Origin of the sequence: Prochlorococcus marinus str. MIT 0917, assembly GCF_027359575.1 — a bacterium.
GTDB lineage: Bacteria > Cyanobacteriota > Cyanobacteriia > PCC-6307 > Cyanobiaceae > Prochlorococcus_B > Prochlorococcus_B marinus_D.
Genome location: NZ_CP114784.1, coordinates 790,809 through 803,402, shown reverse-complemented (window position 1 = coordinate 803,402; position 12,594 = coordinate 790,809). Strand labels below are relative to the sequence as shown.

Below are 12,594 nucleotides of genomic sequence, written 5' to 3'. Positions count from 1 at the left end.
TAGTTGAGAAACATTTATGAAAAATAATTATATTGATCATAAATATATTTTTATACAATTAATTCTTTAAAGCCCACTTCCATGTTTTAGTCAGACCCGCTTCTAAAGTTACTTTTGGATGGAAGTTTAAATGTTCTCTTGCTTTCTCAATTGATGCAAGCCTTCTTAGCGGTTCATCATCAGGATAATATTCTGGATATGGAGTTATTTTATAACTTAGATCTATATTAATTGTTTTGCGAAATAATTTAACTAAATCTATCATTGATATTTCAGGTTTGTCATTACCAATATTATAGGTTTCACCATAAACCCCATTTTTTATAACTTTAATTATCCCCTCAATTGCATCTGTATAATAACAAAAAGTTCTTGTCTGATTACCATTACCATATATATTAAATGTCTGCATTCTAAGTGCAGATTTCATTAAATTTGGAATCATTCTATAATCTGTATAAATAGACATGCCTGGACCATAAATGTTAAAAGGTCTAATTATATTAGTATTTATATTGTATTTTTTATTATATATATAGCACAAAGTCTCTCCGAGCCTTTTGCTTTCGTCATAACAAGATCTTGATCCTTGACATGAAACATATCCTTTATATTCTTCTTTCGTAGGTATATTATCTGGAGACGGGTTACCATAAATTTCGGATGAAGAGAAGAATATGAATCTTGCGTTCCACTCTTTACATTTTTCTAGTAACTTCCGTGTAACTGTTGTACCTATGTCTACTGTCTCAAGAGGATACTTATTATAGTAGAAAGGGCTAGCCAAGCTAGCCAAGTGAATAACAGTATCAAATTCTTGTAGTTGATCGAAGTCGAATTTAATTAAATCAGCTTCGATAAAGTTATATTTAGAACTAGTTGTATAAACATTTGATTTATTAGAACTAATGAAGTTATCTATCCCTGTGATATTAGTAATCGAATCGAATTGATTTGAATTTATAATTTTAGATAAAATATGTGTCCCTAAGAATCCATTTGACCCTGTCAGAAGAATTTTTTTCATCAATCATTTCACATTGACCTTTTTAAGTATATGTTATGAAAGAGCTATTATAAAAATATTAGGTTCTATTTGTATTTATTTGAATTTTTAAACTAAATTAAAATTATATATTAATATCATAAAGATATATATTTTTTATTTATAAATCTGTAAATACTTATTAAAGATATAGACTTAATGGTAAGGAGTGATTGGGTTTTAATTATCTTTATTTAAAAGAATCTATATCGAGGATTCTTTTAAAAGTCTACAAATTTCTACCCCTAGTGATAAACTCCAATGATGATTTATATCATTGTTTATTAAATCTAAAAATGATTCTATAACTAATTGAACTGGTTCCTTCTCTTCTAAGACTGGGATTGATATACCTCCCTTGCTTGGAAAATTACGGCAGGTCCAATTTTTATAAAACTTTAAAGGAGTAGTTTCTATATCATCAAAAACAAGCATTCCATTAGACCCTAAAACCCCCATTTTTCTGCATCTAGGCATCATGTTGCCTATTAAGGTACTCGATTCAATTTGATTATCAAAGCTACAATTTATCTGCCATATTGATTCATTTTCTTTTCTAGTTTTATTTTCTCTAATTTTTTTTGTAGATATTTTGTTAGGAGATTGTCCCATTAAACTAATCAACATTGACAAATCATGAGCACCCCAATCCCATAGAACAGGAGTATCTTTTCTATAGGGGCCAAAATTACCTGCTTTTGTTAATATATATTTGATATCACCAATTAGCTTTAATGAATCTTTTAAGGCTTTGAATTTGTAATTAAATAAATGTATAAAGTCAGTCACAACTAGACTATTGTAATATTTAGCTATTTTGTAAATAGATTTGGCTTCATTTAGATTAAGTGTTAAAGGCTTCTCAATAAGAATTGGAATTCTGGCTTTTATAAAATTTTGTGCAATCTCTAAATGGGTATTTGGTGGTGTGCATATAATTACCCCATCTAATTCCTGGTAAGTAATCATTTCACGCCAGTCCAAGTAAATTTCACAATCTTTTGGAATTAATTCTTTGGCATCTGGATTTTTGCTTGCTACACATTTCAACTTCAAGCACGATATGTTTTGGCATGCGGCTAGCATATTTTTACCCCAACGACCTAATCCAATTAAGCCTATTTCAGGTAAATCATCTTCATTTTTTTTCTTCTTTTTCATTAATGATTTGAATGATATAAGATGTTTACTAAATTACTTCTATATTTGGTAATGGAATAATAAATTTTCCGCCTTTATTCTGAAAGTCAATATTATTCTTTATTATTGATGATGAAAAATTCCAAGCTAAAATAAGAATATAATCTGGTTTCTTTTCTTTGAGAAAAGTCTTAGAAACTATAGGTATATGCATACCGGGCGTATATAAATTCTGCTTCCATTTACTGTCGTCAATTATATAGCTTAAGATTTCAGGACCAATATCAAAGTGATACATTAAAGTCGTAGCTTTTGCTGGAGCTCCATAACCAACAATTGTTTTACCTTTTGATTTTAATGATTTAAGCAAAGTTTTAAGTTCCCTGCCAATATGATTTATTTTATTGGCAAAGTTTAGATAAGTATCAATTTTATCTAGACCTGATTCCATTTCTTTAGTTACAAACTCCAAAACTGAATTGGAAATATCAAATTGACCATTCTTTAGTTGAATAAATATTCTTACTGAGCCTCCATGAGAATCTACATGCTCTACATTAAAAATTTCAAAACCATTTTCATTTAAAAATCTATTTAATGAAATTATTGAATGGTAATCTAAGTGCTCATGATAAATAGTATCAAATAAATTGTCCTTTATGACATCTAGAAGGTATGAAACTTCAATTATAAAAATACCTTTACTATCTTTAATCAAAGTTTTAATACCTTTCAAAAATGATTTAGGATTATCAATATGGGCAAAAACGTTGTTTGCTGTAATTACTGATGCTGAACCATAGTTTTTTAAAACTTCTTTAGATAAATCATTACTAAAAAAATCAATCAATGTAGGTATCCCTTTATTTAGAGCTTCGGTTGCGATTTTTTTTGCAGGTTCTATTCCTAATACTTTAAATCCATCGTCTTGAAAAAATCTCAATAACGTTCCATCATTAGATCCAATATCAATTATTAATCCATTTTTAAAATAATTTTCTTTTATTGATTGAAAATAATCATTAAAATGCTTAACAAATACATTAGAAGTTCCTGAAACATAAAGATAGTTTTTATAAAGATATTCTGGGTTTATTACATCAACTAATTGTAAATGCTTGCATTCATTACAAAAATAGACATTTAATGGGTATAAAGGCTGATTTAAAGCTATTTCTGATTCTTTTACAAATGAATTTGCAGGAGGTGTTTCTTTAATCTTTATCGCTAATGTCAGATCTCTAGAGTTACATTGCCTGCAGGTAGTTCTTAAATAATGATTTTTAAGCATAATATCTTTACGGGTTTATTGGAGCAATTCTAAAAACATCAGCTTCATAAAATTCTTGCAGCCTTGAATTTCTGCTCCAGGTTAAGAATTTAGTTTTTTTGTCAAAAACCATGGCATGATCAACCATAGGTGGAGTGAAAAACATTTGATTCTCTTTTATTATTAATTCCTTAGCTAATTTTTTGTCCCCATGAGGACGATAGTAATATTTTATTTCTCCAGAGAGTACATAACAATAATGCCAATCAGTTTTATGGTAATGATTAGCTCTAACAGATCCTGCATTTGAAATTATTAAGACAGAACTTTTCATATCAACATCCAATAGTGGCTGTATTGAGCCTCTGATATCACAGAAAGCCTCTGGAAGATTGATAATTACAGAAGAGGGCCATTCTTTTTTTTCATTCTCTGAATGGGGTATTATTTTATCCATATGAATTAACCATAACTATATTATTGATTTGATTTTAATGAAACGATTAACTTTAACTAACAATTTATAAAGATTCATAACTAATGGATTAAGCTTTATGAGATTTTCATGAATTCTAAGAAGGATTTTAATTAATTTAAATATAAAATTAATTATGTATTTGACAAGCTTAGACTTGGAAAAGATATAAAAGTTATATATTTTTAATTAATTTTTGCTTTAAGCAAATGGCTTCCAATTATCTTCTAGCAATTCTCCCTGTTCTGCTATTTTTACAGCCTCAGTAAAAAATATATAATATTCTTTGTATATTTCGTTATCATTAAATAGATACTTCTGTGCCCTTTCTTTTAAATCATTTTTTGTTTTCTCAAGAAATAATTTGTTCTTAGCATATTCTTTACACCAATTTATATAATCTTCAGGTGATTGAGCAATTGGTGGGTTTTTTACACCCATCTGTTTATAGCCTGAAGCAACTAAACTGCCTCTTTGACTGTATGGGTAAGTAATAAATGGAATGCCAAAGGCCATTGCTTCATAAAAAGTATTACCGCTTCCAAAATAGAATGGATCTAGCATAATGTGACAATTTTTTGTGGTATTAATAAAATCATCTTTAGACATTCGATTAAGAAATATTGATCTTTCTATTAATAAATTACTTTGTTGTTTCCATCTGGTTTTTAATTTTGTAGTTGTATTGTCCTGCTTGTCTTTTATAAGTATAATATATGCATTCTTTATCTCGCTTAATATTGATTCAAGTACTTTATCGAAATCAGGATGAAGCTTAAATAAAGACTGAGTAAGTCCGATTATAAAATTATTATCAGAATTAACTAGATTTTTACTAGATAACTTTGATTTATTTATTTTTGGCTTAGGATAATTGAAAGGCAATCTACTTAATTTAATTAAGCGCTCTGTGTAGCTAGATGATGGATGGTGAGGGACTATATCATTAGTAATAAAATAATCTATATTCTTAATTCCAGATGTATTTGGATGGCCTAGGCTGGTTGCTTGAACCAAAGCTAGTCTTGATGATGCAAGAATATATGTATAGTTAGACATCCCAATATCTGGGTAAAATAAAACATCTAGGTTGTCTGAAAATATTAATTCACTTGCTTTCTGTGTTGAATTTGGAAGAAAGATAACTCTTTTGAAGCCCTTTTTAATTAGGTCTAGACCTGAATTAATGAATTTATTAGGTGGTATATAAATATTAACTTCAATACCCGCTTTTAATAAATCTAATAGAACTTTAGTATATAATTTTCCGATGGTATGATTCTCTCTAAGAAATTCAGAGCAAATACCTAACGTTAAGTTGTTTTTTCTTGATGAAGTGGCAAGATATTTTTCTCTCGAAAACCCTTTAAATATTAGTCCTTTTACTTTGGATATTGTATTATTCAGTTCTTCGAGAATAACCTTGTCATCTAATCTGTTTTGGTAAGCAAGATAAAAAATACTTGTTTGAAAAATAATTTTGCTTTCATAATAGATTTTTTCATTATTCTTTAATGTTTTGATTTGCCTTTTGTATTCTTTACGCTCAGTATCTATCTGTTCAATATTATTCATTATTGGTGAGAATCTCAATCTAGAATTTATAAAAAAAGAAATATTGTTTGGGTCCTTTTCGAATGCAAGTGAATATTCTTTATTTGCATCTATTACTTTACCAAGATCGTACAAAATGGTTCCCAAATTCACATGAGCCTCTGCGAAATCAGGCTTAAGTTCAATTGCTTTACGAGTATATAATTCTGCTTCTTGTAAGTTACCAATATCTCTCAATAGATTTCCTAAATTCGAATGAGCCTCTGCGAAATCAGGCTTAAGTTCAATTGCTTTACGAGTAGATGATTCTGCTTCTTGTAAGTTACCAATATCTCTCAATATGTTTCCTAAATTCGAATGAGCCTCTGCGAAATCAGGCTTAAGTTCAATTGCTTTACGAGTATATAATTCTGCTTCTTGTAAGTTAACAATATCTCTCAATATTATGCCTAGGTTGTAATGGGCTTCTGCGTAATTAGGTTTTATTTTAATTGCATTACGGTATGATAATTCTGCTTCTTGTAACTTATCAATATCTCTCAAAATATTTCCAAGATTGGAATGAGCTTCTATGTAATCAGGTTTAATTTTAATTGCATTGCGGTATGATAATTCTGCTTGTTTTAAGTTGCCAAGATCTTTTAATATTATACCTAGGTTGTAATGTGCTTCTGCGTAATTAGGTTTAATTTTAATTGCATTGCGGTATGATAATTCTGATTGTTTTAAGTTGCCAAGATCTTTTAATATTATACCTAGGTTGTAATGTGCTTCTGCATAATCAGGTTTAATTTTAATTGCATTGCGGTATGATAATTCTGATTGTTTTAAGTTGCCAAGATCTTTTAATATTATACCTAGGTTGTAATGTGCTTCTGCATAATCAGGCTTAAGTTCAATTGCTTTACGAGTAGATAACTCAGCTTCTTCTAAGTTGCCAATATCTTTTAATATTATACTTAGGTTGTAATAAAAATCTGTGTAATCAGGTTTGATTTTAATTGCTTTTCTGTACAATAATACTGCTTCTTTTGAGTTTCCAAGTTCGTGTAATATGTTTCCATAATTAGAAAAAACTATGTGGTTTTTGAAGCCTTGATTAATGAAATATTGATAATACTTTTTTGCTTCTTGAATATTACCTTCTGAATGAAATTTACATGCTTGATTAAATATTCGTTCTTTAGAAAGTTGAGAATCAGTATTAGTTATAACAGTAATATTCTCTTTGATTTCACCTAAAGGAAATCGAACTGGAGTTCTTTTATTTGCTGTTATTTTTTTCTTTTTATGTTTATGTTGTTTACCAAAACCTTTCATTTTCTAAGTAACTTCTGTCCTTTTTTAAAAGGCTATTAAAAATTATTCTAACTTAAATCCTTTCACAAATATTCCTTGTGTATAAATTTCTTGGATCTGGTTACAAAATAGTGAGCCATGTATGCATTTTGGAATCCTGTTTGATACAAAATTTAGATATGGCAAACGAAGAAAAGTAAATAATCACCTTTACCCATAGCAGAGTTTCTAATTAAAAGAACCTTTTTACCATTTTCACTCTTCTTATATAAGAGTAAAAACGATGTTATTTATATAGGTCGGTGGAAAGACACTTTGCCTCGATCGGGAGTGGAAGTGTTCATTCTTTGCTTCTAGTCCTTTAGCCACTAATTGATCAAGCAGTGATCTTGCTTGAACTCTAGGATTCTGACCCAGTTGATAGCTTTTACTGCACTTGCTTCTTCACTGGAACCAAGTCTGAATTTCTCGGCTTCTTTAATAGTTAGATTTCGATCATCAATAAGCATTTTTAGTTCTGCAACCGCCGTAGTAATCTTGGTTTGGTTTCGACTGTTCCATTCGTAAGGAATAAAAGTACTTTCTCTACGACCATCCTCTCGGTGTCTAAGAGTTACTTGAGTTTGTAGGAAGCCCTTTTCCCTTTTCTACGAAGAGATCATCCCTCGCCGTTCTCGAGTTTGTTGGTTTTGCGCAGAATTTTCTGCCATTCAGTCCTGGAACCCACTCTGTGATTGGTAATCCATTGCGCATATTGTTGCGCAGAATTGCTATACAGCCAATATCAAGTGATTTTGACTTCAACTCTAAATTCCTTGAAAGCTGTTGATAACACAGTGTTTAGAACGATTTGGGGCCATAGCTCAGCTGGTAGAGCACCTGCATGGCATGCAGGGGGTCAGCGGTTCGAGTCCGCTTGGCTCCATTAGGTTTTCTCATTCACAGCAATAGATTTCAGAGAATTTGCTGTAAAGCGTGAATAATACGATATTGCCTGATATAGCTAGAAATCGCTATTGTGCTCTCATTGTTAGATCGATAATCCTATTAAGGAATGATATTAAGATTAAGGCTTTGATCTTCACAGTCTTATCTGATTTACTAAAATATCTTATATCGTATTTAATCTAATCTCAGTAGTAATTATTTATATTAAATGAAGCTATCAATTTATGGTTCGACTGGTTTTATTGGAAGTAAGTTTATAAAATTGTACCCTTCTCACATAAATATTAAACGTGAGAATAGAAATCCGTTAAGTAATGAGATCCTTTATTTTATTTCAAGCATCGATAATTCTAGTATATTTACTGATACATCAATTGATGTTGAAAGCAATTTATCAGTACTTTGTGAGGTTTTAAATTACTGTAAAAAAAAAGATATTATTTTTAATTTTATAAGTTCATGGTATGTTTATGGAAAGTTGGATTCTCTACCAGCTAAAGAAATCTCATTATGTAAACCCAAGGGATTTTATTCAATTACTAAGAAGTGTGCAGAAGATATGCTTATTACATTTAGTGAAACATTTGGTATCAAATATAGGATAATAAGATTATGTAATGTTTTAGGAAAGGGCGATAAAAATATATCAAATAATAAAAATGCATTACTATGGATGATTAATAAACTAAAAGAAGATGAGCAAATTGAATTGCATGACAATGGTGAGCATATGAGAGAAATAATACATATTCATGATGCTTGCAAAGCTATTGAATTAATTTGCAGGAAAGGGGCGCTAAATGAAATATATAATGTTGGCCTAGGCAAGCCAATTAGTATTGGAGATTTTATAAATTTGGCAAAGGAAAGAATCCAATCTAGATCAAATATAATATCCATAAATTCTCCTAAATTCCGATCAGAATCAGTAAATAAAAGTTTTTGGATGGATATTAATAAAATACAATCACTTGGATTTAATGCAGACTTCTCTCATTTAGATATAATTAATGATTTATGTAATTAAAATATAAACTTAAAATTTTAATCTTATATTACCTGAAATATAAAGATATATATATCAGTCTATTCAAGCTTTTGAGGTCATGTTTTAGGTTACATAGTATGCGTTTGATTAGGCCGGCTTTAAATTGCAAGTTGCTTCCAGTGGGTATTGTTGAATCTATACCTAGAATATTTAGGGGTTTTCGAGGTTCATAAATGTAGGGGTCAGCGGTTCGAGTGCGCTTGGCTCCATACTAGATAGATAGGTCTTAGATGCGCGCAAAATGCGCGCATCTAATTTGATATTTTTCTTAAGTTCTTTCATAAAAATATATTTAGAAGAAATTTTCCCTTAATGGCATGCAGGGGTTTAGCGGTTCGAACCCGTTTGGGTTCATTAAGATTTATTCGTTATAGCAAAAGATATAGCGGGATTTATGGAAGTAAATGCATAATACGATATTGCCTGATATAGCTAGATATAGCTATTATGCGAACAGTTATTAGCTCATAATAGATTTGAGTGAAAGAAACAAAGATAATAAGAAAGAAAGATCTAAAGTAAAAACATTCCCAGTGCCATTTGATTTAAAAGTAATCCAAGAAGATCTTACGGTTCATAGCAATACTCCTTGCAAACAATCAAAGGAACAAATAATTAATCAAGCATTTAAATTTCATTCAGAAGGTAATATTCAAGAAGCAAAAAAGTATTATCAATATTTCATTAACCAAGGCTTCAAAGACTACATGGTTTTTTCAAATTATGGAATCCTCCTGAAAAAACTTGGCAAATCACAAGAAGCAGAGTTATTTACTCGTAAAGCAATTGAACATAACCCTAATTTCGCTGTTGCTCATTCCAATCTGGGAAAAATGTTAAAAGATCTTGGCAAATCAAAAGATGCAGAATTATCTATTCGAAAAGCAATTGAATTGAATCCTGATGACTCAGATGCGCATTTTAATCTTGGAGTGGTTTTACAAGATCTTAGTAACTTAAAGGAAGCAGAAATATCAACTCGCAAAGCAATTGAACTCAATCCTAATTACGCAGAGGCGCATTTAAATCTGGGAAATATATTGAGTGATCTTGGGAAATTAGAAGAAGCAGAAATCTCCACTCGTCAAGCAATTGAACTCAAACCTGATTTCGCTGAAGCACATTCCAATCTGGGAAACATATTGAGTGATCTTGGGAAATTAGAAGAAGCAGAGATCTCCACTCGTCAAGCAATTGAACTCAAACCTAATTACGTAGACGCACATTTAAATCTGGGAAACATATTAAATGATCTTGGGAAATTAGAAGAAGCAGAGATCTCCACTCGTCAAGCAATTGAACTCAAACCTAATTACGTAGACGCACATTTAAATCTGGGAAACATATTAAATGATCTTGGAAAATTAGAAGAAGCAGAATTATCAGCTCGAAAAGCGACTGAACTCAAACCTGATTACGCAGAAGCATATTCCAATCTGGGAAATATATTGAGTGATCTTGGAAAATCAGAAGAAGCAGAATTATCAGCTCGAAAAGCGACTGAACTCAAACCTGATTTCGCTGAAGCACATTCCAATCTAGGCAATATATTGAGTGATCTTGGGAAATTAGAAGAAGCAGAATTAACAGCTCGAAAAGCAACTGAGCTCAAACCTGATTTCGCTGAAGCACATTCATATCTGGGAAATATATTAAAAGATCTAGGCCAATTTAAAGAAGCAGAGTTGTCACAACGAAAAGCAATTGAACTTAACCCTGATTACGCCGATTTCCATTTAAATCTAGGAAGCATATTGATTGAGTGTGGCAACTTAGAAGAAGCTGAAATATCAACACGCAAAGCAATTGAACTAAAATCAGATTTAGTTGAAGCACATTCTAATCTAGGAGTCATATTAAAAGATATTGGCAAATTAGAAGAAGCCAAAAAAGAATTTGAAAAAAGCCTAGAAATAGAACCCAAAGATATTTACCGCTTATCAGATCTAATGCTTACATTATCAAAAATGTGTTTGTGGGATGAAATAGAAAAATATTTACCTTATTCAAATAAAATTGGAATAGAGGGAAAATCCACAGAACCATTAGGGTTGATGTATCTAGAGGATAATCCCATAAATCATTTAAAAAGAGCAGTTAACTTTAATCAGAGACATCGAAGAGAAGAATTACCAATTATAAGTCATCAAAATAATAATAAAATTAAAATCGGATATTTTTCTTCCGATTTCAGAAATCATGCAATAACACATTTAATAATAAGAATATTAGAATTACATGATAAATCTAAATTCGATATATATGCTTATAGTCTTAGTAATATAAATGACAATTACACAAATAGAGTAAAGGATGCGGTTTATTGCTTTAGAGAAATAGCTAATTTAAGTGATCTTGAAATAGTTCAACTTGCCAGAAAAGATAAAATAGATATAGCAATAGATCTGAATGGAATAACAACATTCAATAGGCAATCAATTTTCTCTTACAAATTAGCCCCAATCCAAATCAATTATCTAGGTTATCCTGGTACTATTGGCTCAGAATCATTTGATTATATAATTGCAGATAAAATAGTAATACCAGAGAAAAACAAGAAATTCTATACCGAAAAAGTATTATATCTGAAAAACACACTAGTACCTCATGATAATACAAAAGAGATATCAAGTTACAATTTTAGTAGGGAAGAATTAGGTCTTCCATCTATTGGATTTATATTCACATGCTTTAATAATATCCAAAAAATTACCAGAAAAGAGTTTAATATATGGATTAGATTATTAAAGAAAGTTGACAAAAGCATACTTTGGTTGATGAAGCCAAATCACTATGCAATAAAAAATATACATAGGGAACTAATCAATCAGGGCTTACAGAAAGATAGAGTTGTATTCGCCGAAAAAATGAATTTAGATGAACATTTGTCAAGGCATTCATGCGCTGATTTATTCTTAGATACCTTTAATTATAATGCAGGAACTACTGCTTCTGATTCTTTGTGGGCAGGATTACCTCTAATAACAATGTTAGGCAAAAGTTACAGTGCTAGGATGGCAGCAAGCATTCTAAGTTCGTGTGATTTAAAAGAATTAATAACACATACTGAATCGGAATACGAATCGTTAGCATATGAACTAGCGACTAATAAAGACAAACTAAAGAAAATAAGAAATAAATTAAAAAATAAAGAAGATTTAATATTATTTAACTCTAACAATTACACTAAAGAATTAGAAAATATATTTATTACTTTAGTAAAATCGAATAAATATATCTGATCCTATGAATAGGAGATAATTATCAATTATACGTTATAAATAAAGTTCTTTTAGTATATCGTCTAGATAATATTTCTGTTTAAATCCATTGCCTTCGCTGTAATCCTTCGAGCCTTTCTTTTGCTTAATTTGTATTCTTCGGTCACTCGGGTCGTTACTACGGTGCAACTATGATCTTGAGCGAGTAAGCCAGCAGCAAAGCCTGCTCTTAATTCCATCTCTTGTTTAGTAGCGTTTTTCATATTCCTCCTCGATGCAATGTAGATATAATTCTCTCTGGAGCATGTGCAAGCACAATGCAAGTTCAGCAACCATTTGAGGCTTCAAAGCCCAAGCTGGATTCTTTTCTATTGAAGAAAAAAGAGAACACATTGCTTCTCCGACATTTAAAAAATCAGAGTGAATGACTTTTGTCATTTAAGATTTTCTAGGCGTTGCTATCTTTGCTGAGACTATAAATCTGATCAACTATATAAATAACCAAAATAATAATTAAAGTAGCTGAATAACATAATAATTTCAATTAATTTGACTTCTTATTTGGTTTCAATTTACGATATAAGGATTGCATTT

Annotated in this window: 9 protein-coding genes and 1 tRNA gene; 3 read left to right on the top strand and 7 right to left on the bottom strand. The window is 30.3% G+C overall.

The features are described from left to right. Nucleotides 1-58: 58 nt before the first annotated feature. The 5 genes from O5637_RS04800 to O5637_RS04780 form a co-directional block, all read right to left on the bottom strand. The gene (locus tag O5637_RS04800; protein ID WP_269606555.1) at nucleotides 59-1,027 is read right to left on the bottom strand and encodes an NAD-dependent epimerase/dehydratase family protein; all 969 of its coding nucleotides are present in this window, start codon (nucleotides 1,025-1,027) and stop codon (nucleotides 59-61) included. A 222-nt stretch (nucleotides 1,028-1,249) separates the two neighbouring features. After that, nucleotides 1,250-2,206, bottom strand: coding sequence for a Gfo/Idh/MocA family protein (locus O5637_RS04795; RefSeq protein ID WP_269606554.1), 957 nt, complete (start codon nucleotides 2,204-2,206; stop codon nucleotides 1,250-1,252). A gap of 28 nt (nucleotides 2,207-2,234) precedes the next feature. Beyond that, entirely contained in the window at nucleotides 2,235-3,476 is a 1,242-nt protein-coding gene (locus O5637_RS04790) for a class I SAM-dependent methyltransferase (protein WP_269606552.1), read from the bottom strand. 7 nt (nucleotides 3,477-3,483) lie between these two features. Continuing rightward, a complete protein-coding gene (locus O5637_RS04785) occupies nucleotides 3,484-3,912 on the bottom strand; it encodes a cupin domain-containing protein (RefSeq protein ID WP_269606550.1) in 429 nt (142 codons plus the stop codon). Between the two features lie 219 nt (nucleotides 3,913-4,131). After that, nucleotides 4,132-6,804 carry a tetratricopeptide repeat protein gene (locus O5637_RS04780; protein WP_269606548.1) on the bottom strand — a complete coding sequence of 891 codons (2,673 nt, stop codon included), beginning with the start codon at nucleotides 6,802-6,804 and terminating at the stop codon, nucleotides 4,132-4,134. A gap of 831 nt (nucleotides 6,805-7,635) precedes the next feature. On the opposite strand from O5637_RS04780, the gene O5637_RS04775 reads away from it, so the two are divergent. The 3 genes from O5637_RS04775 (at nucleotide 7,636) to O5637_RS04765 (ending at nucleotide 12,021) form a co-directional block, all read left to right on the top strand. Next, nucleotides 7,636-7,708: transfer RNA gene (locus O5637_RS04775), tRNA-Ala, on the top strand. Between the two features lie 231 nt (nucleotides 7,709-7,939). Beyond that, nucleotides 7,940-8,758 (top strand): NAD-dependent epimerase/dehydratase family protein, encoded by an 819-nt coding sequence (locus O5637_RS04770; protein ID WP_269606547.1) that lies wholly within the window; start codon nucleotides 7,940-7,942, stop codon nucleotides 8,756-8,758. A 497-nt stretch (nucleotides 8,759-9,255) separates the two neighbouring features. Further along, entirely contained in the window at nucleotides 9,256-12,021 is a 2,766-nt protein-coding gene (locus O5637_RS04765) for a tetratricopeptide repeat protein (protein ID WP_269606545.1), read from the top strand. Between the two features lie 62 nt (nucleotides 12,022-12,083). On the opposite strand, the gene O5637_RS04760 is transcribed toward O5637_RS04765, so the two are convergent. Beyond that, complete coding sequence (locus O5637_RS04760) at nucleotides 12,084-12,263, bottom strand: hypothetical protein (protein ID WP_269606543.1); 180 nt, start codon at nucleotides 12,261-12,263, stop codon at nucleotides 12,084-12,086. Continuing rightward, the gene (locus O5637_RS04755; protein ID WP_269606541.1) at nucleotides 12,247-12,438 is read right to left on the bottom strand and encodes a hypothetical protein; all 192 of its coding nucleotides are present in this window, start codon (nucleotides 12,436-12,438) and stop codon (nucleotides 12,247-12,249) included. The genes O5637_RS04760 and O5637_RS04755 overlap by 17 nt, the downstream gene beginning before the upstream one ends. Between the last annotated feature and the right edge of the window lie 156 nt (nucleotides 12,439-12,594).

Bases quoted from the DNA above. Each gene is read 5' to 3' on its own strand.
- O5637_RS04800 (WP_269606555.1), bottom strand. From the start codon at position 1,027: ATGAAAAAAATTCTTCTGACAGGGTCAAATGGATTCTTAGGGACACAT.
- O5637_RS04795 (WP_269606554.1), bottom strand. From the start codon at position 2,206: ATGAAAAAGAAGAAAAAAAATGAAGATGATTTACCTGAAATAGGCTTA.
- O5637_RS04790 (WP_269606552.1), bottom strand. From the start codon at position 3,476: ATGCTTAAAAATCATTATTTAAGAACTACCTGCAGGCAATGTAACTCT.
- O5637_RS04785 (WP_269606550.1), bottom strand. From the start codon at position 3,912: ATGGATAAAATAATACCCCATTCAGAGAATGAAAAAAAAGAATGGCCC.
- O5637_RS04780 (WP_269606548.1), bottom strand. From the start codon at position 6,804: ATGAAAGGTTTTGGTAAACAACATAAACATAAAAAGAAAAAAATAACA.
- O5637_RS04770 (WP_269606547.1), top strand. From the start codon at position 7,940: ATGAAGCTATCAATTTATGGTTCGACTGGTTTTATTGGAAGTAAGTTT.
- O5637_RS04760 (WP_269606543.1), bottom strand. From the start codon at position 12,263: ATGAAAAACGCTACTAAACAAGAGATGGAATTAAGAGCAGGCTTTGCT.
- O5637_RS04755 (WP_269606541.1), bottom strand. From the start codon at position 12,438: ATGACAAAAGTCATTCACTCTGATTTTTTAAATGTCGGAGAAGCAATG.